We start from the raw sequence: 21,731 nt of genomic DNA, 5'->3' as shown, positions 1-21,731 counted from the left end.
CTTGCCGTACGCGGACCCGGCGGTGCCGATGTTCGTGCCGAACGCTTCGAGAGCCTTGCTGTACCCGGAGAGCGCGCCCCACAGCTGCTTGGCGCCCTCGAGGTACTTGTCGGCGTGCGCCTGGTGCACGCGCCCGAACTTCTCCTTGGTCAGCTCGGAGTTTTCCAGGTCCGGATTGTCGTCAAGGAGTTTCTCCGCCAGGTCACCGATGTTCTTCGACGCCTTCGACAACGCTTCGGTTGTCGCGGTGTACCCGCCCCCACCGCTCATTTCAGTGCTTCTCCTCAGCTCGGCTAGCTGCCAGGGCCTCCGCGAGCACGTCCGCCACGGATTCCACGTCGGTGAACCGATCGAGCTCGTCCAGATCGATCGACACGTCGTAGTAGATCTCCAGCGCCGCGAGAAGCCGGATCCGGCCCTTCGAGTCGATGCCGAGCTCCTCGAGCGGAGCGTCGGGCACGACGAGGGCCGGGTCGAGCCGGAAGGTGTCGCTGACGACCTTCGTGACCTCGGCGCAGTGATCACCCACGGACGCCACCGTAACGCGCCTTGGCGGCGGACCGGGCGACCTTCCCGCTGGAAGTGCGCGGAAGTCCGCCAGAAGGGACCAGGCGTACCGCGCGGAGGGTGAGATCGTGCTCTCGTGACACCGCTCGCAGCACCGCCCGGGTCACGTCCTTGACCTCGGCTTCGGCGTCGCGGGCCCATTCCGCGACCACCATCGCGCCCTCGCCCTGTTCGTCGGCGACGCACGAACGCGGCGACCCGGTCGCGGCGGATCGCCGGATGCGCCTCGCCCGCCGCCGCTTCGAGGTCCTGCGGGTGGAAGTTGCGGCCATCGACGACGATCAGGTCTTTGAGCCTGCCGGTGACGTAGAGGTCGCCGCGGTGGAAGACGCCCAGGTCGCCGGTGCGCAACCAGCCGTCGAGCCCGTCGAGGACCCCGCCGAACGCTTCCGCGTCGCCGCGGCCCCAATAGCCGGACGCGACGTTCGGGCCGTGCACCCAGATCTCGCCGACCTCGCCCTCGGGCTGCTCGTGTCCGTTGTGGACAATCCGGACGAGCTGCCCGACCGGCCGTCCCACCGACATGACCGGCTGGCCGTCCGGCGTTTCGACGGCGCGGCCCTGGGCCAACGCTTCCCGGTCGAGCACCGCGCCGCGCGGTCCTTCTTCGCCCGCGCTCGCGACGTACACCGTGGCCTCCGCCAGCCCGTACGACGGCCGATGTGCCTCCGGACGGAACCCGTACGGGCCGAATACTTCGTGGAACCGCTCGACCGTGCGCGGCCGAACCGGCTCGGCTCCGTTGAGCGCGACGCGGACGTCCGAGAGGTCGAGGTCGTCCTCCGCGCCGACGTCGGCGGCCAGGTCGTAGGCGAAATTCGGGGCCGCGGTGAAGACGGCCGGATAGTCCGAAAGCTGGCGCAGCCACCGCTGCGGCCGGTGCACGAACTCCGCCGGGGACATGAACACCGACCGGCCGCCGACGTAAACCGGCAGGCACAGCAACTGGATCAGGCCCATGTCATGGAAGAACGGAATCCAGCCGGCACACGTCGTCTGCTCGTCCGAACCGTAGGCGCGGCTGGCTTGCCAGCAGGCCGCGACGATCGCCCGGTGCGGGATCACCGCGCCCGCCGGTTCGCGCGTCGACCCCGACGTGTACTGCAGGTAGGCCGGGCTTTCCGGATCGGCGCGGACCGGATCGGCGCCCGGCCCGGACAGCTCGTCCACCACTACGAGGTCGGCCGAATCGCTGAACTCGCGCACCTTCGCCGCGACGGCGGACGACGTCGCCCACACCCGCGCGCCGGAATCGGCGAGGACTCCGGAAAGCCGGTCGGCCTGCGCGCGATTGCCGGGCAGCATCAACGGAACGGCGACCATCCCGGCGGCGAGCGCGCCGAAAAACGCCAGCGGATAAGCGAGTTCCTGCCCGGCGAGGATCGCGACGCGCTCGCCCGGTTCCGCGATCCGGCGCAATTCCCCCGCCACGATCCGGACTTCGGCGGCGAATTCCGCCCACGTCAACGTGTGCTCGACGCCGCGATGGTGATCTTGGTGGGTGAACAACGGCCGTTCGTCGCCGGCGCGGGCGAACAGCCGGTCCACAATGGAGACGCGCATGACCTCGTCGGGCACCGTGCGGGACACCTCCGCGAAGCTACCCGCTACGACGAGACCGCGACCACCCGCCCGAAAATCCGCGGATCGTCCAGGTGGTCCACCACGTAGGCGGCCAAATCGGCCCGGGCTGTACGCGGGCCGAGACGTTCGGCGGCATCGAGGGAAACGCGAGGACGGCCAGTTCCCGGCCGGTCGGTCAATCCGCTTGGCCGCACCGCGGTCCACGCGAGCCCGGAGCTGGCCAGCACCTTTTCCATCCGCGCCATGTCCGCGTACGGATGCCGCAGCACCCAGCGCAGGATCCGGCTGACCGCCCGGGCACCCGGCCCGGCGTCCGGCGGTGTCGCGAGACCGGCGGAGGAGAGCACGACCAGCCGTGCGCCGGGCGGCAACGCCGAGACGATTGCCGCGGTCCCGGCGGAATAGACGGTGGTGGGGCCGCGACCGGTCGAGCCGAGCGCGGAAACGACCGCCTCGTGTCCGGCGAGCGCCCCGCGCAGCGATTCCGGATCCAGCGCGTCGGCGGCGCGGCGGGTGAGCCGGGGATGGTCGAGGTCGAGGTTCCCCGGCTCGCGGGCGATGGCGGTCACCTCGTGCCCGGCGGCCAGACCGCGTTCGACGAGCAGCCGGCCGGTGCGCCCGGTCGCGGCGACGACAGCGAGCGAAGACATGGCACTCCTCCGCGCGGTCAGGCGGCGGCCGGTTTGCTCGCCGGCTGGAACTTGAAGGACACCGCTTCCAGCAACGGTTTGCGCTTCGTGTTCTGGAAGGCCGCGACCTTCCACCCGGCCTCGGTGCGGACCAGGCTGTAGGTCTGGACCTTGTCCAGCTCAGCGGATTTCGCGCCCTTGCCGGTCGCGCCCCGGGTGATGACGAGCGCCGAGTCGGGCCCGACGCGGCGAATGCTCTGCACCTCGTGAAGCAACCGGGTGCCCTTGAGGAAGCTGCCGAAGAGCGCTTGGTGCGCCCGGCCGATCTCCTCCGCACCCTGGTAGAGGGTGCCGACATAGGTGATGTAGGTGGCGTCGGGCGTGAACTCCGCGGCGTACGCGGCACCGTCCGCGCTGTCCCACGCGGCGACCAGCCGATCCAGCACGGCGGTGATGGCAGCGACGTCCGTGTCCAGCGTGTTCATGATGTCTCCCCATGGTATCTTCTTCAGAGAAGTAACTGCTCTGAAGATTTCTCTTCGTTGAGGAAGAGATTATGAGACGGGAGGCGGGATGTCAACAGCCGAGGATCCGTCGGCGGTCTACCGGCGCTACTTGAGCGCGGTGCTGCTGCACTCCCAGGCCAGTGCACGAGCCGTCGGACTGGGCGCGACCGACCTGTACGCGCTGAACATCCTGGAACTGCACGGCGCGATGACCCCCAGCGAGCTGGGCCGGATGGCCGGCCTGACCACCGGCCCGACCACGCGTCTGGTCGACCGCCTCGAAGAGGGCGGCTACGTCCGCCGCGCACCGGACCCCGGCGACCGGCGCAAGGTCGTCGTCCAGCCGTTGCACCAGCCCGAAGGGTTGGACAAGGCGCTCGCCCCCGCGCGCGCCAGCATCGGCGAGATCCTGCGCGGCTACCGGCCGGAAGAGGTGGCGGTCCTGTTCGACTACTTCGCCCGGGCCGCCGACGCCTACCAGCAGGCGACGGACCAGCTCGCCGAATCCTGAGCTTCCGCGCGTTACCGGCTCGGCTTCACCCGACTGGCCCGGGCGGTCAGGAAACGCTGCTCAGCGATACTCGCCGTCGCCTTCGCGGCCAGCCGGTAATTCTCGTACGCACCGGGCAGATCCCCGGATTTCTCCAGCAAATGCGCCCGCACCGACAGCAACCGGTGGTGCCGCGCCATCCGCTCCTCGCTGTCCAATGTGGACAACAGAGCGAGCCCGGCGCGCGGCCCCTCGGTTTCCGCGAGCGCGATCGCGCGGTTCAACGTCACCATCGGATTCGGCGCGATCCGTTCCAGGATCAGGTAAAGCGCGTGCACCTGCCGCCAGTTGGTCTCGTCCGCGGTCGCCGCGTCGGCGTGCGTCGCGGCGATGGCCGCCTGCAGCTGGTACGGACCGAGCTGCGCACCGCCCAGCGACGCTTTCGCCAGCTCAGTGCCCTCGTCGAGCATCGCGCGATCCCACGTCGTGCGGTCCTGTTCGGCCAGCGGGACAAGGTCGCCGGACGGCGTGGTGCGGGCCGCGCGACGAGCGTGAGTTAACAGCATCAACGCGAGCAGACCGGTCACCTCGCTGTCGTCCGGCAGTCGCTCGTGCACCATCCTGGCCAGGCGAATCGCCTCGTACGCCAGGTCGGCGCGGTGCAGATCGCTGCCGGACGACGCGGTGTAGCCCTCGTTGAAAATCAGGTACAGCACCTGCAGCACTACATTCAGCCGCTCCGGGCTTTCGGCACCCGGAAACGAACTGCCCGCCGCCTTGATCCGCTGTTTGGCACGGCTGATGCGCGCCGCCATCGTGCCCTCCGGCACCAGAAACGCGCGGGCGATCTCGGCCGTGGTCAGGCCGCCGACCGCGCGGAGGGTCAACGCGGTCTGCGACGCCGGGGTCAACGCGGGATGACAGCAGAGGAACAGCAGAAGCAGCGTGTCGTCGGTGTCCGGCACCTCGGGCGCGGTCTCGGTGGCGTTCGCCAGCTCCCGCTCGCGGCGCGCCTGATCGCTGCGGAGCTGGTCGACATAACGCCGGGACGCGACCGTCGACAGCCAGGCGCGCGGATTGTTCGGCACGCCCTCGACCGGCCACTGCTGGGAAGCGGCGAGGACGGCTTCCTGCACCGCGTCCTCGCAGCCCTCGAACTGGCCGTACCGGCGCACCAACACGCCGAGAACCTGCGGCACGAGCTCGCGCAGCAGGTCCTCGACGGAGGGAGGCTTCACGCGTCCAATTGCCCTTCCGAGAACATCACCTGGCGCACCTCGACGCCGAGCCCCTCGATCGCGGCGTCCGGGACCTGCGCGGCCAGCTCGATCGCGCGCTCCTTGCTCTCGACGTCGATCAGGTAGTAGCCGCCGAGGAACTCCTTGGCCTCGAGAAACGGCCCGTCGGTCACCACCGGCTGCCCGCCGCGGACCGACACGACCGCGGCCTGCGACGGATCGGCGAGCGCCTGGGCGGCGATCAGCTCGCCGGACTTCTTCGTCGACTCCATGAACGCGCTGACGCCGTTGCCGAGAGCTTCCTTCTCCTCGTCGGTCAGCGCGTCGAGGACGGACTGGTTGATGTGCAGGCTGATCAGGAACTTCATCGTCTTGCTCCTCGCGGTTTCGGGGTCTTTCGCGAAGTGGTCGGAGGCGCGGGCGGGTTCTGGACATGGAGCTTATGTGACGCGCGTCACTCTCGATCCGGGCGCACTATGAACGGCATGGAACCCGACGCCTGGGCCGCGCTGGCGAGTCCGTTCGTGGAAGGCGCGTACGCGACCGTCAAGGGCCGAGTCCGCACGTACGTCCTGCATCAGCAGCTGCTGGCGCATCTGCCGCCACCGCCGGCGACCGTGCTCGACGTCGGCGGCGGGGCCGGGCACCAGTCGTTTCCGTTGGCGCGCCTGGGTTACGACGTCGTCCTGCTGGATTCGTCCGACGCGATGCTGTCGATGGCGGAGCAGCGTCTCGCCGCGGAATCGGCCGAGGTCCGGGAACGCGTCCGGCTCGTGCGCAGCCGCGGCGAGGACGCCGTCGCGGCGGTCGCGGGCCAGAAATTCGACGCGGTGCTGTGTCACGGCGTGCTGATGTACATAGACGATCCCGTGCCAATGATCGACGCGCTGTGCGCCTGCGCGGCACCCGGCGGGATCGTCTCGGTGATGGCGCTCAACGCCGAGACGCTGGCGGTTCTCCCCGCGCTGGAAGGACGATGGAGCGACGCACTGGCGGCGTTCGACGCGCAGACCGAGCCGGGCGTCCTCGGCGTGAACACCCGGGCCGACACGGTCGCTGGACTGTCGCAGCTGCTGGTCGGACAGGGTGCCGAACCGCTTGCCTGGTACGGGGTTTGGCTGTTCGCCGACTGGATGGACCTCGACGGCGACGAAAGCCGGATCGACGAGATCGCGGCGGTCGAACTGGAGGCCGCGCGACGAGATCCGTACCGGCGGCTCAGCCGGGTGTTCCACCTCGTCGCGCGTGCCTGAACTGTCCTATTCGGACGCTTCCCAGAATTCCGTGAGGACCCGCGCGCCCTGGACCGGGTCCTGCGTCATCCACCAGTGCCCGAGCCCCTCCAGCACCGCCAGCTTCGCCCCGGCGCGCGCGGCCGAACGGCGGCGTTGCTCGTCCGTCCCGACGAAGTGGTCCTCGGTCGCCAGGATGACGAGCCCCGGACGCTCCGCCGCGCGTTCGAGGTCCCGGCCGGATTCCGCGATCGCCGGCTGCGCCGCGGACCGGTAGAGCGGGAGCACCGCGCGGGCCATGTCGTCGTTCATCCCCTCGGCGACCTTGGCGGCCGCCGATTCGTGCATCCCGCCGCGGACCAGGCGCGTGGTCCGGGCTTCCACCGGCACCCCGAACATCGCCGCGACGGTCTCCTCGCCGACGCCCGGTTTCTGCCACGCCTGCGCGAGGTCGTGCCAGACGTAATCCGGCTCGAACGCGCCCGCGGTGTCGCTGGCCCAGCTGCGCACCAGCTCCGGACGCGCCATGACGGCGTTGAGCACGTGCGCGCCGCCCCAGTCGTGCCCGACCAGGTCGACCGGCTCGGGGAACTTCTCCAGCTCGGCGATCAGCCAGTCGCGGTACTCGACAGCCGTCGCGCCGAACCCGTCCGGCAACGGCGCGCCGAACCCGGGCGGAGACAGGCACACCGCCGACCGGTCGCCCAGCTCGGCAAGCAGACGCTCCCACACCGCGGCGGTTTCCGGATTGCCGTGGACGAACACTGCGGTCATCGGACTTCCTCCCTGTCGTCGTGGCCACTCTACGCATACTTGCTTGTCAGCTGGCAAGTATGTTTGTAGGGTTTCTCCCCATGCCCACGCCGCGCCGCACGCAGCAGGAACGCCGCGACCAGGCGTCGGCCGCCCTGCTGAAAGCCGCCGCCGAACTGGTCGTCGAGGAAGGCGTGCGCGCCGTGACGCTGGCCCGGGTCGGCGAACGCGCCGGGTACAGCCGCGGCCTGGTGACCCACCATTTCGGCGGCAAACAAGCACTGCTGGAACACCTGGCCCGCACCGCACAGCCCGGTTTCGTCCCCGGTCTGGCCGACCTGCCACCCGGCCTGGACCGCCTGCTGCGGCTGATCGACGGTTACCTCGCCCAGCTCAGCGAACCGGACGTGCTGAGCCGGGCTTTCCTGGTGCTGTGGGCGGAATCCATGACCGCGCCAGAACTGGCCCCGATCTTCCGCGTACGCGACCAAGCCTTCCGAGACGACCTGCGCGACGAAATCTCCGCGGGCATCGCCGAGGGCACCATCCGCGCCGAGGTCGTCCCGGAACAGATCGCCGTGGCCATCGTCGGGCAACTCCGGGGCATCGCGTTGCAACGCCTGCTCGACCCGGCCGCGGTGGAGCCGGGCGAGTTGTGCCAGTGCGCCGCGGAAGTGTGGAAGCGGGCGTTGTCCTAGAGCTGTGCTGCCGGATACTTGTCGGCCTGAACCGTGCTCAGCTGCTTTTTGACCCGGTCCCGCCTCGCCGCCCGTCAAGCGGCGAGGCGGAACTCCCCCTCACCCGGGACTCCCCTCCCGGCGTCGCTTCCCCTGAAGCGCTGCCGCCGACGGCTGCCCCCTCGAACGACGCCTCTCCCACGCCGTTCCCCGCGCAGCCTCACCTGACGCACCGCTTCCCCCGAAACGCTGCCGGACAGCTCGCCCCCTCGAACAATTCCCCCTCCAGCGACGCCCCCGACTGCCCCAACGCAGTCGACCCTCCGGCACCGCCTCGGCAGTTCGGCTTGCCAGGCGGCACGACCCCTCAGACGTGCCGCCCGTAAGCACCGCTCAGACCGCGAACGCGGCGGCCTTCCGGGACAGCACCGCGTTCTTCCGTGCCCGAACCGCGCGGTTGGCGCCGGGCAGCCACTGCACCACGAGCACTGCCAGCAGGCTCAGCACCGCGATCGTGTCGAAGGCGTTCAGCAGGGCCGGGTTCACGTCGATGAGATCACGCAGTCCGAGGCCGATGCCGAAGACCGCGAAGACCGTCAGCACCACTCGGGCCCAGTTGTGCGCGGCTAGCACCATCGCGGCCGACACCAGCGTCACCAAGCCGATGACCAGCCAGATCGCCGCGCGGGCGGTGAACGACGCCATGGCGATTTTGGTCAAATCGTCGGCCGTGAGCAGGCCGCTCGAAGCGAGGTCCCGGGCCTCGGTCTGCAGGTATTCCTGCACGGCGGGGCGAAGCAAACCTTCGCCCTGCACCAGCACCATCGCACCCCACAGCAGTCCGCTGAGCGCGCCGAGCAAACCCAGCCCTCCGCCGACCGTCAGGGTGCGCGAGCGGCGCGCGCCGGCGGAACTGTACGAACTCACTTCTGTCGAACTCCTTGGATCAGCAATCGAATCAAGCGTCACGCAGTTTCCCGCCGACCGCTTGCGCCGTCCACTGGTTCACCGATAAAATCTGTAGATTTTTTTAACTGGCCGCGAGATCAGGAAGGCCGGGTTAAGCTCTCCGGCGTCCGCGAAGAGAATGAGAAGGCGAGTCCTGCCCTGATGTCCGCACCCAGCCCGTTCCGGTCGCCGTCGTTCAACGTGCTCAGCAGGCTCCTGCGCTCGTCGCCTGCCCTGCTCGACACGACATTCGACCAGTTGCGCACGCTGATCACGGTCGCGGAAACCGGAACCGCCCTCGCCGCGGCCCGCACGCTCGGCCGCGACCAGTCCAGTGTGCAAAAACAGCTCGACACTCTCAACCGCAATTTCTCCGAATTGTGCGGAGAACCATTATTGCACCGCCAGGGCCGCGGCCGCGACGTGCTTTTTACCGACACCGGGCGCGCAGTCGCACAGCAGGCTCGCCGCACCCTTGCCGAATGGCTCGACACCATTCACGAATGCCGTCGTGAACTCGGGGGAACGCTGACCGTCGGCGCGACTCGCTACACCCTCGGCAGCCTCGCCCACGCCGGCGATCTCGTGGCCGAGCAGTTCCGCGCCCGCGACATCGAGCTGAACGTGGTGCACGTGCGCACCAAAGACCTGATCGACCGTCTGCTGGCCAAGGACGTGGACCTGGTGTGCGGCAGTGTCGTCACGACCAGCGCGCTCGACTCCGTCGACGTCCTCGAATGGCGGCGCAGCGGGCTCGGCATCGTGACCAATATGGACACTCCGAAACCCGGGGAGTCCGTCGCCACCAGCCAATTGCCGACGCTTCCGCTCGTCGTGCCCAGCGGCGGCGTGATCAACGACTTTATGCGCGGCTGGTTCGGCTCCGACTACCGCAACCGGCTCGACATCGTCGCCGAGATCGACTCCGCGCAATACGGATTCGAACTCCTCCGCTCGGGCCTGATCCGCGGGTGCATGCTCGTCACCCAAGGACTCGGCGAAGCCGCGGGCGAAAACCGGCTGCACGCGGCCTCCGGATTGCGCACAATCGGGCTCGTCGACGACATCGAGCCGAAACTCGAACTGCTCGTCGGCGTGTTCGCCCGGCGCGGCGAACGCTCCTCGTACCCGGACAGCCATCCGCTCAACCTGCTGTGGAACGCGCTGCAACAGGCCGGGGAGGCGTCCTGGCTCGAGGACGATCGCTGAACCCGCCCCAGGAGCGCTGGCGAGTACGCGACCGCGATCGACGCCGGACTGGAAGCAACGGCGACCCCGGAGCAACTGCCCCGGAAAACGACCAATCCGCGGCAACGGCGAGCCCGGAACAGCGCCGATCCGGAGCAGCAACGAACGCGCCTCAGTGGGCGGCCTGGAGCAGCGCCGCACTCGGGTCAGCCGCGCGCGCCAAGCGAAGAACCGACCCGACACCCGTTCCGCCGGCGCCAAACGCGACGAGGCCACCGGAGCAGCAAGAGCGGCGATTGCCCGGACGCATTCGGCGGCCCAGATGATCCGCACGCCGCGCTGATCTGGGCCGCAGCCAGCAGCCGAGCGCCACGAACCCCTCAGCCGACCTCCTCGATCTCCACCCGGTCCGGATAAAACGCGACATGCCCCTTGATCGCGGCGACCGCATCGTACGGAGCCTCATACACCCACACCGCGTTCTCGCCGTCCGGCACCGCGGCCAGGCTGTAGTACGAAGCGTCGCCCTTGTACGGGCAGTGCGTCCGGTGGTCAGTCGGCGACAGCATCGCCAGGTCGACGTCCTCCAGCGGGATGTACTGCACCGGCGGGTAGCTGGCCTCGCGCAGCACCTGCGCGCGGGTGGTGTCGGCGATGGTCTTCTCGCCTGCTTTGACCACCACCCGCGCGGGGTTGGGCTCAACGGTGATCGGGTGGTCCGGCCCCGGGATCAGCTTGTCGGGCATGGTTCTCCTCCTCCGCGCAACGGAAGCGGTGCGCACTCCCAACACTAGGCCGGACCACCGACAAAATCAGACGTCGGGAAAATCAGACGCCGGCGACCTGCGAGATCCAGCTCCGGTACCGCGTGATGTTGGTGTACGCGGTGCTGCTCTGCCGGTCACTCGTCGACGCGACGCCGACCTGCCGTCCGGACGCGAACATCGGGCCGCCCGAGTCGCCGCCTGCCGTGATGCCGTCGCCGTACGTCGCGCAGACCGCGACGCCGCCCTCGTAGTCGCTGCACGACGGCGTCGTGACCCGCACGTTCGCCACCTTCAGGTACCGCGACTGGCAGTTGATCTCCGAACCGCACCGGCTCGTCGCGCCCCAGCCGTACACCTGCACGGTCTGGCCCGCGCGGACGTCGGTCGACGTGCCGAGCGGCGAGTACGTCGCGTTCACCGACGTGGACAGCCGGACGATGGCCAGGTCAGCGGCACCCGGGTAGCGGGTGATGGCGGCACCGGTGGCCATCGTGCCGCCGCTGCTCTGGTCGAGGCTGCCGATGCGGAAGGTGTACGTCCCGCTGGAGGCGACGCAGTGCTTCGCGGTGAGGATGTACTGCGGCGCGATGATCGTGGCCGTGCAGTTCTGCTGCCCGTTCACGAACAGCCGCGCGGCCCACGGGGCGTTCGAGGCGTAACCGCCGCCGATGATCGCCGGGGTCGAGGACGGCCCGCTGGCAGCGGCGGCCTGACCGGCGAATCCGGCGAGGCCGAGCGCGGTAGCGAGCACGAGCAAACAGGTGCGCAAACGCATGGTCTCTCGTTTCTGCGGCTTCGTCGCCGCGGTTCCGGTGGGGACGGGGCCTCGATCATCAAGGCCGCGCCCAGGAACCAGAACCGGCGAAAGTAGCCGGGGACCACCTGTTCTTCCGCGACCGCCGCCGCTACGGACAGTTCCGCGTACTGTTAGCCGCCGGCCCGCGTCCGGCGCAGCCAGTACAGGCCGACCACCGGGAGCACCAGCGGGATGAACAGGTACCCCTGCCCGTAGACCGACCACACCGTGGCGTCCGGGAACGCCTGCCGGTCGAAAATGCTCAGGGTCCCGACGGTCAGCACGCCCAGCAGTTCGACCGTGCACGCGGCCAGCGCGATCCGCCACCACGTCCGGCCGCCGCGGGCGAGTGCGATCGTGGCGAGGAGGTAGACGACCGCGGCGAAGGCCGAAAGCACGTACGCCAGCGGCGCCTCGTGGAATTTCGTGCCGATCTGGACGCCCGCCCGCGACGTCGCGGCGAGCGCGAAGATGGCGTACACCGCGACCAGGATCCGGCCGGGACCGGTGGCCGTCTTACGCGCTTGCTCCACTCCACACCTCGTTCAGTCGCAGCACCATCACCGGAATGGCCAGGCAGGCGATGCCGAGCACGACCGTGCTCGACCGGCTCTGCTCGGCCAGCGCCCACGCCGCGCCGACCGGCAGCACGACGAGGCAGCCGATCAGGTAGGCGAGGTAGGTGGCGAGGCTGCCCGGGTGGTGTCCGCTCGCGAGCAGCACGATCCCGATCACGAGCTGGACGACCAGCAGCACCTCGATCACCGCGAGCGCGACGAGCAGCGGGGTGTCCGGGAGTTTCTTGCGCGCCGCCTGGACGAAACTCCACAGCGCGACGAGCGCGGCGCATCCAGCGACCGCTATCGCGAACCCGACGATCACCCGTTCCTCCTTCTGCCCGCCGGCCTCAACGTACCCGCCTCGCCCGCCGACCCGGACGGGCGAGGGGCCGACGGCGTGGCCGGGACCACGTTCACCGGATCGGGTCGCTGGCATTCCGTCAATTCCCGAATGCCACGGAAATCCCGCTCGACCGGGCGACGGGGAATCACCCTCGGTTCGCCACTGCCGGTTTTACCCGCGCCCCGCCGGGGTCCGCCGAACGCTGAAATGGCGGATTGGCGCGACGGCGAAGCTGTGCGGGAATAGTTTCCGTCGCCGGAGCACCGGAGAAGCGCACACGCGGAAGGATCCACTTTTATGAACGTCCGGCACGAGGCATTCTGCCTCGCCGATCCGTGGTTCTTCGACCGCCGACGGGAAATATCCGCCGACGACCTCGTCGTCCCGCCAGACAGTCCACAGTGGACAGTAGCGGAGTCGGAACACTGGCACCACCTCCGCCCTGCCGGGGCCGTATTGCCGGAACAGGGCTGGGCAGTGGAGATTTCCGCCGCCCCGGGCAACGTCGACCGGATACTGGACCGCGTGCGCGAGTACTGCCGGACCCACCAGCTGCCCCACCGGCACCTGCGTTCCCGGTCGATTTTCCTCGACCGCAATGCCGAATATCCGACGACCGGCGGAACCGGTGCACTGGCCACTATTTATCCGCCCGACAATAACGCGCTCGAACAGATCCTCGACGATCTTTCCGAACTCCTCGCCGGCGAGCACGGACCGGATATCGACGGCGCGCTCCGCTGCGGAGAATGTCCGGTTCACGTGCATTACACCGGATTCACGCCATTGTGGACCGAGCACGACGGCACCCGCGTGCCCGCGCTGCGCAGGCCGAGCAGCGCGCTCGAACCGGCGCCGCGGGGCCCGGGCTTCTCCGTCCCGGACTGGGTCCGGATTCCCGACTGCGTCGCGGAGTACACCGACGCGCCGGAGCCGCCGCATCCGGTCGTCGAGGTGCTCCGCCAGGCCCACGGCACCGCTGTCTACCTGGCCGAACGCGGCGGCGAACGCGTGCTCGTCGAGGAAGCCTGGCCCTACACCGGACTGGACGCGGGCGGCGTCGACGCGGTCGCGCGGCTGGAGCACAAGCACGATCTCTTCAAGCGGCTCGCCGGAATCCCCGGCGTCCCGAAGACCCACGCCTACCTCGCCGGCAAGCGCCACTACCTGGTGCGGGAGTACCGGCCCGGCCTCCCGCTGGACGCCTGGCTCACCCGCCACTACCCGCTCACCCGCCGCGACTGCCCCGAAACCGACCTCGCCGTCTACCGCAAACAGGCGTCGTCCGTGCTGGCACAGGTCGACCGGATCGTCGCCGAAGCCGCCGAACGCGGCGTCGTCCTGGAAAACCCGCACAACATCCTGGTCGACAGCTCGGGCACGGTCTCGCTGATCGGCTTCGACCGCGACGAGACGGCCCTGCGGCTGCGCCTCTTCCTTCCGCTGGCCCCGCTGTACCACCTGGTGCCGGAACGCCTCCGCTGGGCCGCCGAGCTGACCGAACGCCGGTTCTCCCTGCCCGCCGGGTACGCCGACAGCATCGCGCCGCGGACCGAGCCCGCCCATACCGAACTCGACGAACCCCGTCCCGATTGGACCCTGGTGCGCAAGCAGATCGCCGAAGCCCTGCTCGCGTGCGCGACCCCGGAACGCCGCGATCGCCTGTTCCCCGGCGACATCGAGCAGTTCCGCGTCGGCGGCGCGACCTTCGGCACCGGCGCGGCGGGCGTGCTGCACTCGCTGCACGTCGCGGGCGTCGGCCGGTTTCCCGAGCACGAGCAGTGGCTCCTCGACGCGGTCGACGGGAAACAGCCCAGTCGCGCGGGTTTCTACGACGGCAGCCACGGAATCGCTTACGTGCTGGAGGAATTCGGCTACCGGAAGGCCGCGGGCGCTCTCCTCGCCGCCTCGCGCGCGCTGGTGGACCAGACGGTCGGCCACGACCTCGCGAGCGGGCTGGCCGGCATCGGCCTGACCCGGCTGCACTTCGCCGCGACGCGAGGCGACAACGAATTCGGCAGGCAGGCGCTGAACATCGGCATCCGGCTCGCCGAAGCGCTGGACACCGCGGAACCGCCGGGCGCGGAGGCGCAGGCCGGGCTGCTGTACGGCTGGTCCGGCCCGGCGCTGCTGTTCCTGCGCCTCTACGAACGCACCGGCGAGCCGGCGTGGCTGTCGTTCGCCGACCAGGCACTCGAACGCGATCTGGAGGAATGCGTCCCCGCGCTGGACGGCTCGCTGCCGGTCCGCGACGGCAACCGGGGTTCGCGGCGCGGGGCGGGAATCGGCAGCGCCGGAATCCTGATCGTCACCGAACAGCTGGCGCGGTACCGCTTCGACGCGAAGGCCGCGCGCAGCCTGCCCGCGCTGCGCGTCGCGTGCCGCGGAGAGTTCGCGCTCCATCCCGGACTGCTGAACGGCCGCTGCGGACTCGCCGCCGGGCTGGCGTTCAGCAGCACGCCGGACCGGCGCACGCAGGACGCGATCGACCGGCACCTGACGCGGCTTTCCTGGTACGCGGTCCCGTTCCGCGGCGGCCTCGCCTTCCCGGGCGCCCGCCTGCTGCGGCTGTCCGCCGACGTGGCCACCGGCGGGGCGGGCGTCCTGCGCACCCTCGCCGCGCTCCAGGACGGCATCGAACTGCTCCCGTTCCTCGGCCCGACCCCGCGAGTGAGCCAGTAGTCCACTGTGGACGCACCGGCGACCCGCGACGACACGTGTCGACAAGTCAATGAGCCGACAGTTCCACCACGCGGAACCGCGCCTGAGTGTCCGGACACTTTTTGAATCACTCATTCAGCCCAGCCCGCTGGTCCGAAATTCGCAGCCAGGGCCGGGGCCTCGGAAAACGCCGGGGGAACTCGCCGCTACCGTCGGTGACCGCCGTCAAGACGGCGTTCGGCTGCTCGTTCAGCGGAACCACGAGGCCCCCAATCGTGATAGAAACCGGGGCTGTTCCGTTCGGTGGGCCTACGAAGGGTGTATCCGAGATTTCCGTGACGAGGACCACTCGCACCCACTGGCGTGTCCGCTTCCCCGGCCGTGTCCGCACTCTCGCCGAGGGTGACCCAGGAGTTCGTGAATCATCGTGGAGACCAAGGACGATCCCGGCAAGGCGTACGACAAGTCGATCCGGAAGAGGCTGACCCGGACGGTCCTGATCCCGAGCATCACTCTGCTCGTGCTGTGGGCGGTGCTGGCGACGGCCTTCTTCATCAACGGCTTGTACGTGCGGCTTGTCGCGGGCTCGGTGCGGGACGTTTCGATCCCCGCCCTCACCGCGTTGTCGTCGCTGCAGCAGGAGCGCCAGCTCGCCCTGCAGTACCTCGACAGCCCCAGTTCCGGCCCGCAGCAGCTGCAGCAGCAGGAACAGGACAGCGACGGCAAGCTGAAGGGGCTGCAGGAAGCCTTCGCGGCCACCATTTCCAGCGCCCCGGACGAGATCGCCGGCAAGGTCACCGCGCTGAAGGCGCAGCTAGACCAGCTGCCGGTGCTGCGTTCGCAGGTCAATTTCCGCAGCATCAACCGCGCACAGGTCAACGCCTACTACAACGGCGTCCTCGACTCCGCGGCGACGCTGTTCGACACCCAGGCGCGCATCGTCCCCGACGCGACCGCCGTGCAGGGCGCGATCTCGGCGACCTCGCTGTTCCGGGCGGGCGACCTGATGTCGCGCGAGACGTCGCTGGTGTCGGCCGCGTTCTCCGGCGGAGCCTTCGCGCCGGACGACTTCGTCCAGTTCTCCCAGCTGGTCGGCTACTACCGCACGCAGCTGGCGCAGATCTCGCCGTTCCTCGAACCGGCGGTGCGCCAGCACTACCAGCAGCTTTCGACCAGCGACGCGTGGAAACGGCTCAACGCGGCCGAGGACGCGCTGATCAAGCACGGCCCGTGGACCAGCGGCGACCAGAGCGGCGTCCCGGTTTCGTCGGGCGATTGGCACGCGCTGACCGCGCAGGTCGCGCAAGGTCTGAACCAGCTCACCATCGAACAGGCCGACCAGGTCTCCGCCGCCGCGATCGACTCCGGGAACGCGCAGCTGCGCAACGCGATCATCGGCAGCATCGTGGCCCTGCTCGCCTCGCTGGCCGCGATCATCGTCGCGGTGCGGGTGTCGCGTTCGCTCGTCGACCGGACCCTGATGACGCGCCTGGAGCGGCTGCGCAACGACTCGCTCGACCTCGCCCGCAACCGGCTGCCGAACATCGTCGGCAGGCTCAAGAACGGCGATCCGGTGGACATCGAGGCCGAGCTGCCGAAGCTGGACCACGGCCGGGACGAGATCGGCCAGGTGGCCGAGGCGTTCAACACCGCGCAGCTGACCGCGGTCAACGCGGCGGCGAGCGAGGCGAAGGCGCGCAGCGGCGTGCACAACGTGTTCCTCGGCATCGCCCACCGCAACCAGGTGCTGGTGCACCGGCAGCTGCAGATCCTGGACGAAATGGAAAGCCGCGAAGAGAACTCGACCCAGCTGGCATCGCTGTTCCAGCTCGACCACCTCGCCGCGCGCGCCCGGCGGACCACCGAGAACCTGATCATCCTCGGCGGCAAGCAGCCCGGCCGGCGCTGGCGCAAACCGGTTTCGCTGATGGAGGTGCTGCGCGCGGCCGTCTCGGAAACCGAGCAGTACTCGCGGGTGCAGGTCGAGCAGGTGCCGGACGTCGCGATCGTCGGCACCGCGGTCGCGGACACCATTCACCTCGTCGCCGAGCTGGTCGACAACGCGACGTCGTTCTCCCCGCCCGGTTCGCAGGTCGAGGTGACCAGCCGGATGGTCGCGCGCGGCGTCGTGGTCGACGTGTCCGACCAGGGGCTGGGCATGAAGGAAGGCGTGCGCGAGTGGGCCAACGCGATGATGGCCGACGCGCCCGAATTCGACGCGATGGCCCTGCGCGCGGACTCCAGCCTCGGCCTGTTCGTGGTCGCGCGGCTGGCTTCCCGGCTCGGCATCACGGTCACCTTCGACCCGTCGCGGTACGGCGGCACCCGGGCGACCGTGCTGATCCCGTCGAACCACCTGGCCGACGCGAACGCCCCCGAACCCGCGGACGAGGCCCCGGCGCTCGCCCAGGTCGGCGCGCCCGCGCAGGAAAGCGCCGCGCAGCGACCGGCCCCGGAGGCTCCGCAGCCGACGCCGCGGCCGTACCCCGCCCGTGCGCTTCCGACGCCGAATCCGCGGACCCCGGAGCCGTATCCGCCGTCCGCGGGCCAGATCCCGGACGTCCCGGCCGCGCCGCGCGTTCCCGCCGCCGAGCCGGATCTCAGCGGGCTCCAGGGCGACGACCGGCCCCGGCTCCCGCGCCGGCAGCCGCAGCAGAACCTCGTCGCCCAGCTGCAGGACGACCCGACCGCCGAGGACATCGACGTGACCAACGCGGGCGAGACCACCGCGCGGACGCTGATGGCGTTCCACAAGGGCACCCGCCGGGCGCGAGGCGGGCAAAATGACTCATAACGACCGAACACCTCATCACACCGAAAGTCAGGGTCTGTCCGCATGAACGAGTACGGGAACTCCACCCCTGATCTCAACTGGCTGCTCGACGACGTCGTCAACCGCGTCGTCGGCGCGCAGAACGCCATCGTGCTGTCCGCCGACGGCCTGCTGCTCGGCAAGTCGTCCGGGATGAGCAAGGACGACTCGGACCAGCTCTCGGCCATCGCGTCGAGCCTGCAGAGCCTCGCCAAAGGCGTCAGCAGGCAGTTCAACCGCGGGCCGGTGCTGCAGAACATGATCGAGATGGAACGCGGGTACCTCTTCGTGTCGGCCGCCGGGCAGGGCGCGTGCCTCGCCGTGCTCGCCGGAGCGGACATCGACGTCGAAATGATCGCGTACGAGATGAACCGGCTGGTCAAGCGCGTCGGCGACTATCTGGCGTCGGCCCCGCGCGAGGCCGCGAACCTGCTGCGGGAGGCGACATGAGCGACGACGGCTGGTACGACGAGGCCGCCGGGCCGCTGGTCCGGCCCTACACGATCACCAGCGGACGGACCCCGTCCGAACACCAGCTCGACCTCTCCACCCAGGTGATGACCCTCCAGCAGGGCTCGGACCCGGTCGGGCTCGGCCCGGAGCACCTGGCGATCACGCAGCTGTGCCGCAGACCCTTGTCGGTGGCCGAGATCGCGGTGTACGTGAAGCTGCCGCTCGGCGTCGTGCGCGTGCTGTGCGGCGACCTGATCGACCGCGGTCTCGTCATCACCCGCGCCCCGTCCCGTCAGCCGGCCCAGGCGCCGGACCACGAAACTCTCCAGGCGGTTCTCGATGGCCTCATCAAGCTCTGAAGACGCCGCGGCGTCGGTGCCGACCCCGGTCAAGATCATCGTCGCCGGCGGGTTCGGCGCCGGGAAGACCACCATGGTCGCCTCGGTCAGCGAAATCCCGCCGCTGTCCACCGAGGAGGTGCTCACCGAGGCGAGCACCGGCGTCGACGACCTTTCCGGCGTGGAGCAGAAGAAGACCACCACGGTCGCGCTCGACTTCGGCCGGATCACCATCTCGCCGCGGCACGTGCTGTACCTGTTCGGCACCCCGGGCCAGGAACGGTTCTGGTTCATGTGGGACGACCTGGCGCGCGGCGCGATCGGCACCGTCGTGCTGGTCGACACGCGCCGGCTCGAGACCAGCTTCGCGGCGGTCGATTTCTTCGAACGGCGGAAGATCCCGTTCGTCGTGGCGGTGAACTGCTTCGACAACGCGCCCCGTTACACCGCCGACGAGATCCGCGAGGCGCTCGTGGTGCCCGACGGCGTGCCGATCGTGATGTGCGACGCGCGGCAGCGGGATTCGAGCAAGATCGCGCTGATCCGGCTGGTGAAGCACGCGATGACGGTGGTCCCGCAGCCCGCCTGAGCCGGGTTTCCGGACTAGCGAGGGGGTTCCCGGCGCGGGGAGCCCCCTCGTTCGCGTCTGTCCTTAGTGGACCTTAGTGGACCGGGGCCATCCGGAGGTTGAAGTGCCGGAGGATCTTCGGCGCCTCCACGATCCGGTAGCCGGGCACCTTCTCCGGGTTTTTCGCGATGTCGCCGAGGATTTCGGCCACGTAGTCGTAGTGGCCCTGGCTGTACACCCGCCGCGGCAGCGCCATCCGGACCAGCTCGAACGGCGCCGGGGTGATCAGCTCGTTCTGCTCGTCGAGCGTGCCGAGGTAGAGCGAACCCAGTTCCACGCACCGGATCCCGCCCGCCAGGTACAGCTCGCAGGCCAGCGAATGGCCCGGGAACCGCGAGGCGGACAGATGCGGCAGCAGGCGGCCCGCGTTCAGGTAGAGCGCGTGGATGCCCGGCGGCTGCACGATGTCCACTCCGGCGTCGTTGGCCTGCTGGGCGAGCCGGGCCGCCTCGCCCGCGCGCGCGGCGAGGTAGTTCGGGTCGACGACTTCCCGCAGACCCTTGGCGACGCGGTCGAGGTCGTGTGCCGCGAGACCGCCGTAGGTGCGGAAGCCCTCGGTGGCGATCAGGTTGGTTTCGCAGGTCTGGGCGAGGTCCGGATCGGTAAGGCCGATGAACGCGCCCATCGGCGAGATGCCGTCCTTTTTCAGGCTCGCGACACAGCCGTCTACCAGGCCGAACGCCTCCAGCGCGACCTCGCGCGGCGTCTTGTCCGCATACCCCGGCTCGCGCTGGATGACCAGCCACGCGTTCTCCGCGAACCGTGCCGCGTCAAGGAAAACCGGCACGCCGTGCGCCCGCGCGAGCTTCGCCGCCGCGGCGAGGTTCGCCATCGAAACCGGCTGTCCGCCGCCGCCGTTGTTGGTGATGGTGAGCAGCACCTGGCCGACGCGGGAACCGTCCGGTCCGGACAGGAGGCGTTCCAGGGCGTCGAGGTCGATGTTGCCCTTGAACGGTTCGAGGCTGTCGAGGTCGCCGAACTCCGCACAGGGCAGGTCGATCGCCACGGCGCCGAGCAGTTCGACGTTCGCGCGGGTGGTGTCGAAATGCGTGTTGCTGACCGAGATCCGGCCGCTTTGCAACACGCTGGAGAACAGCACGCGCTCGGCCGCGCGTCCCTGGTGGACCGGCAGGAGGTGCGGGTAGCCGGTGAGTTCGCGCAGCGCGTCGCGGAAGCGGTAGAACGAGTCCGACCCGGCGTAGGAGCGGTCCGCGGCGGCCGCGGCGGCCTCCTGCGCGGTGGAGACCGCGCCGGTGCCGGAGTCGGTGAGCAGGTCGATGCTGACCTTGTTCGCGGGCAGGTTGAAGGCGTTGTAGCCCGCCTCGGCGAGCGCCTGCTCCCGTTCGGCGCGGGTGGTGACCGGAATTTCGGCGACGACTTGGGAGCGGTACGGCGGGAAGGTCCGCATCAGGGTGTTTCCTCCAGTGGTTGGTGCCGGCCGAAAACTGCCGGGTCAGGTCATTCGGCCGAGCACCGGCCGCTTTCTCGGCGGGGCTACCGCATAAGCCTCGGAGGACAGGTAGACCGTGATTCCGGAACCGAACTCGCCCATTCTCAGCGAGACGTGCGCGATCAGTCCGACACCGTCGCGCAGCGGTCGCTGCGAAACCGCTGCCAGCGCTTTGTCCAGTTGTGTCGGGTCGAAGTCGTACTGCGCGAGAATGGCGTGCACGCGAGCCCGCGCGATCTCGTCGTCCGGCACGTAACTTCGAATAGGGAGGTAAAGACTGTAGTTTCCCGGCGTGCCGCCCATGCCTTCGACGAAGGAATAACTGGAAACGAGCGGACGGCCTTCGAAGGGTCCTTTTCCGCCGCCCAGCACGGCGAGGAACTCGCGGATCAGCATCGGATCCGTGCCCGGCACCAGCTCGGCCGCGCGCACCGCGTCCTCGGCCTCGGCGGCGTCGTGCGAGACGTACACCTTGACCCGGGACAGCGGGTCGTCGTCGAGGTCGAGCGCGAAGAAGGTGAAGTTGTCGCGCTCGCCGCGGCGCAGCGCGTGCTCGACCACCGGGTCGAACGCCTCGCCGAGGTTCAGCCGCCGGAACCCCTCGCTGACCAGGGAATCGGCCATGGTCGGACCGCTGATCTGCGGGTTCAGGTACACCTTGATCTTCGGCGCGGAGCCGTTGCGGAAGATGAGCGAGTACCACAGCGTGAACGGCCCGCGGCGCTCCTCGTGCGGGAGGAAGAGGTCGGCCACCGCGTCGAGCCGGTCGGTGACCAGGCCGTATTCGCCGGCCACCTGAGCGAGGAACCCGCGCGGGTCCGGGGCCCCGACGGTCTCGCCGAGCACCCGTACCACACAATCGCCATTGGCGTCGAATGCGACCGAGAATTCGACGGGCGTAGTGTCGTCCGCCACATTGCACGGGAACTGCGCCGGAGCGCCGACGGTCGATTCCCCGGACTCGCCGAGCAACAACCGGAGAAGTTCCAGGTGACGACGTTCTTCCGGATCGAATCCCACTGCGCGGCACAACCGGTCGAGCTGACCTCCGGCATGGGTGTACATCGACAAGTCGACCATCGGCACACTCGCTCCGACCATGGCGCTGTAT

Annotated in this window: 22 protein-coding genes and 1 pseudogene; 9 read left to right on the top strand and 14 right to left on the bottom strand. The window is 69.5% G+C overall.

Annotation, left to right across the window (positions count from 1 at the left end; all coding sequences use genetic code 11):
- Window positions 1-271: 271 nt before the first annotated feature.
- From SSMG_RS47520 to SSMG_RS00225, 4 genes and pseudogenes are all read right to left on the bottom strand, one after another.
- Complete coding sequence (locus tag SSMG_RS47520; protein ID WP_353611791.1) at window positions 272-460, bottom strand: acyl carrier protein; 189 nt, start codon at window positions 458-460, stop codon at window positions 272-274.
- Between the two features lie 572 nt (window positions 461-1,032).
- Window positions 1,033-2,130, bottom strand: a pseudogene (locus SSMG_RS47515) (AMP-binding protein); the annotation flags it as partial.
- Window positions 2,131-2,174: 44 nt separating this feature from the next.
- Entirely contained in the window at window positions 2,175-2,801 is a 627-nt protein-coding gene (locus SSMG_RS00230; protein WP_009071629.1) for an NAD(P)-dependent oxidoreductase, read from the bottom strand.
- Between the two features lie 17 nt (window positions 2,802-2,818).
- The gene (locus tag SSMG_RS00225) at window positions 2,819-3,265 is read right to left on the bottom strand and encodes an SgcJ/EcaC family oxidoreductase (protein WP_009071627.1); all 447 of its coding nucleotides are present in this window, start codon (window positions 3,263-3,265) and stop codon (window positions 2,819-2,821) included.
- Window positions 3,266-3,353: 88 nt separating this feature from the next.
- Between SSMG_RS00225 and SSMG_RS00220 the strand changes: the two genes are divergently transcribed.
- Entirely contained in the window at window positions 3,354-3,797 is a 444-nt protein-coding gene (locus SSMG_RS00220) for a MarR family winged helix-turn-helix transcriptional regulator (protein WP_009071624.1), read from the top strand.
- A gap of 11 nt (window positions 3,798-3,808) precedes the next feature.
- Here SSMG_RS00220 and SSMG_RS00215 read toward each other — a convergent pair whose 3' ends face one another.
- Entirely contained in the window at window positions 3,809-5,014 is a 1,206-nt protein-coding gene (locus tag SSMG_RS00215) for an RNA polymerase sigma factor (RefSeq protein ID WP_009071623.1), read from the bottom strand.
- Complete coding sequence (locus SSMG_RS00210; protein ID WP_009071621.1) at window positions 5,011-5,382, bottom strand: YciI family protein; 372 nt, start codon at window positions 5,380-5,382, stop codon at window positions 5,011-5,013. Before SSMG_RS00210 ends, SSMG_RS00215 begins: the two co-directional genes overlap by 4 nt.
- A 117-nt stretch (window positions 5,383-5,499) precedes the next feature.
- On the opposite strand from SSMG_RS00210, the gene SSMG_RS00205 reads away from it, so the two are divergent.
- A complete protein-coding gene (locus SSMG_RS00205; protein ID WP_037716333.1) occupies window positions 5,500-6,267 on the top strand; it encodes a methyltransferase in 768 nt (255 codons plus the stop codon).
- Between the two features lie 6 nt (window positions 6,268-6,273).
- Here the strand turns inward: SSMG_RS00205 and SSMG_RS00200 are convergent, their stop codons facing one another.
- A complete protein-coding gene (locus SSMG_RS00200) occupies window positions 6,274-7,020 on the bottom strand; it encodes an alpha/beta fold hydrolase (protein ID WP_009071617.1) in 747 nt (248 codons plus the stop codon).
- A gap of 80 nt (window positions 7,021-7,100) precedes the next feature.
- On the opposite strand from SSMG_RS00200, the gene SSMG_RS00195 reads away from it, so the two are divergent.
- Window positions 7,101-7,697: a TetR/AcrR family transcriptional regulator gene (locus tag SSMG_RS00195; protein ID WP_009071615.1), complete on the top strand. Its 597-nt coding sequence runs from the start codon at window positions 7,101-7,103 to the stop codon at window positions 7,695-7,697.
- Window positions 7,698-8,069: 372 nt separating this feature from the next.
- Here the strand turns inward: SSMG_RS00195 and SSMG_RS00190 are convergent, their stop codons facing one another.
- Window positions 8,070-8,603: a hypothetical protein gene (locus SSMG_RS00190; protein ID WP_100266672.1), complete on the bottom strand. Its 534-nt coding sequence runs from the start codon at window positions 8,601-8,603 to the stop codon at window positions 8,070-8,072.
- A 183-nt stretch (window positions 8,604-8,786) separates the two neighbouring features.
- Between SSMG_RS00190 and SSMG_RS00185 the strand changes: the two genes are divergently transcribed.
- Complete coding sequence (locus tag SSMG_RS00185) at window positions 8,787-9,833, top strand: LysR family transcriptional regulator (RefSeq protein WP_009071611.1); 1,047 nt, start codon at window positions 8,787-8,789, stop codon at window positions 9,831-9,833.
- A 359-nt stretch (window positions 9,834-10,192) separates the two neighbouring features.
- Here the strand turns inward: SSMG_RS00185 and SSMG_RS00180 are convergent, their stop codons facing one another.
- The 4 genes from SSMG_RS00180 to SSMG_RS00165 form a co-directional block, all read right to left on the bottom strand.
- Window positions 10,193-10,558 carry a DUF427 domain-containing protein gene (locus SSMG_RS00180; protein ID WP_009071609.1) on the bottom strand — a complete coding sequence of 122 codons (366 nt, stop codon included), beginning with the start codon at window positions 10,556-10,558 and terminating at the stop codon, window positions 10,193-10,195.
- 82 nt (window positions 10,559-10,640) lie between these two features.
- Complete coding sequence (locus SSMG_RS00175) at window positions 10,641-11,354, bottom strand: trypsin-like serine protease (protein WP_009071607.1); 714 nt, start codon at window positions 11,352-11,354, stop codon at window positions 10,641-10,643.
- Between the two features lie 152 nt (window positions 11,355-11,506).
- Complete coding sequence (locus tag SSMG_RS00170; RefSeq protein WP_009071605.1) at window positions 11,507-11,908, bottom strand: hypothetical protein; 402 nt, start codon at window positions 11,906-11,908, stop codon at window positions 11,507-11,509.
- Window positions 11,892-12,257 (bottom strand): hypothetical protein, encoded by a 366-nt coding sequence (locus tag SSMG_RS00165; protein ID WP_037712077.1) that lies wholly within the window; start codon window positions 12,255-12,257, stop codon window positions 11,892-11,894. Before SSMG_RS00165 ends, SSMG_RS00170 begins: the two co-directional genes overlap by 17 nt.
- Window positions 12,258-12,575: 318 nt before the next feature.
- On the opposite strand from SSMG_RS00165, the gene SSMG_RS00160 reads away from it, so the two are divergent.
- The 5 genes from SSMG_RS00160 (at window position 12,576) to SSMG_RS00140 (ending at window position 19,131) form a co-directional block, all read left to right on the top strand.
- The gene (locus SSMG_RS00160) at window positions 12,576-14,960 is read left to right on the top strand and encodes a protein kinase/lanthionine synthetase C family protein (protein WP_009071601.1); all 2,385 of its coding nucleotides are present in this window, start codon (window positions 12,576-12,578) and stop codon (window positions 14,958-14,960) included.
- Window positions 14,961-15,366: 406 nt separating this feature from the next.
- A complete protein-coding gene (locus SSMG_RS00155; protein ID WP_009071599.1) occupies window positions 15,367-17,733 on the top strand; it encodes a nitrate- and nitrite sensing domain-containing protein in 2,367 nt (788 codons plus the stop codon).
- 42 nt (window positions 17,734-17,775) lie between these two features.
- On the top strand, window positions 17,776-18,201 hold the full coding sequence (locus SSMG_RS00150) for a roadblock/LC7 domain-containing protein (RefSeq protein WP_009071597.1): 426 nt from the start codon (window positions 17,776-17,778) through the stop codon (window positions 18,199-18,201).
- Window positions 18,198-18,563: a DUF742 domain-containing protein gene (locus SSMG_RS00145; RefSeq protein WP_009071595.1), complete on the top strand. Its 366-nt coding sequence runs from the start codon at window positions 18,198-18,200 to the stop codon at window positions 18,561-18,563. The genes SSMG_RS00150 and SSMG_RS00145 overlap by 4 nt, the downstream gene beginning before the upstream one ends.
- Window positions 18,544-19,131, top strand: coding sequence for an ATP/GTP-binding protein (locus SSMG_RS00140; RefSeq protein WP_009071593.1), 588 nt, complete (start codon window positions 18,544-18,546; stop codon window positions 19,129-19,131). Before SSMG_RS00145 ends, SSMG_RS00140 begins: the two co-directional genes overlap by 20 nt.
- A gap of 73 nt (window positions 19,132-19,204) precedes the next feature.
- On the opposite strand, the gene SSMG_RS00135 is transcribed toward SSMG_RS00140, so the two are convergent.
- On the bottom strand, window positions 19,205-20,578 hold the full coding sequence (locus tag SSMG_RS00135) for a tryptophanase (protein WP_037712070.1): 1,374 nt from the start codon (window positions 20,576-20,578) through the stop codon (window positions 19,205-19,207).
- A 45-nt stretch (window positions 20,579-20,623) separates the two neighbouring features.
- A complete protein-coding gene (locus tag SSMG_RS00130; protein ID WP_199785733.1) occupies window positions 20,624-21,721 on the bottom strand; it encodes a tryptophan dimethylallyltransferase family protein in 1,098 nt (365 codons plus the stop codon).
- Window positions 21,722-21,731 lie beyond the last annotated feature (10 nt).

Origin of the sequence: Streptomyces sp. AA4, assembly GCF_000158875.1 — a bacterium.
Classification (GTDB): Bacteria; Actinomycetota; Actinomycetes; order Mycobacteriales; family Pseudonocardiaceae; genus Amycolatopsis.
This window is presented reverse-complemented; position numbering and strand designations above follow the sequence as displayed.